This window comes from Acinetobacter lwoffii, assembly GCF_024129435.1.
In the GTDB taxonomy this organism is placed as follows: Bacteria; Pseudomonadota; Gammaproteobacteria; order Pseudomonadales; family Moraxellaceae; genus Acinetobacter; species Acinetobacter lwoffii_F.
Window position 1 is genome coordinate 1 of the sequence record NZ_JAMXXN010000084.1, and the last position, 392, is coordinate 392.

Sequence of the window (392 nt, forward strand, 5' to 3'; positions counted from 1 at the left end):
TATACTGCGCAAGGGTTGTACTCCTGAAACACTACGTGTTTGGTATCAAAAATATTTAGATAAACAAAATCCAGTTAAAGTACAGCAGCTTTCAGACCAAGAACGTATCAAACAACTGGAACGCGAAAATAAAGAACTGCAACGTGCGAATGAAATTCTACGTAAAGCAGCCGCTTTTTTCGCCCAGGCGGAGCTCGACCGCCCACACAAATAATGGTGGATTTCATCCATAACAATAAAGACTTATATGGTGTTGATGCGATTTGTAGAATTTTACCGATCGCACCTTCAACCTATTACCGGACTCTAGATCTCTGCGAAAATCCAGAACATCGAGCAAAGCGAGATTTACATGACTTGCATCATGCTGAGGAGATTAAACGAATTTGGAA

Annotated in this window: 1 pseudogene and 1 other annotated feature; the pseudogene reads left to right on the forward strand. The window is 40.8% G+C overall.

From position 1 onward, the window contains the following. Window positions 1-392 (forward strand): annotated as a pseudogene (locus NI455_RS15410) (IS3 family transposase); the annotation flags it as partial. Then, window positions 172-288 (forward strand) — a sequence feature (AL1L pseudoknot). Its footprint overlaps the pseudogene before it by 117 nt.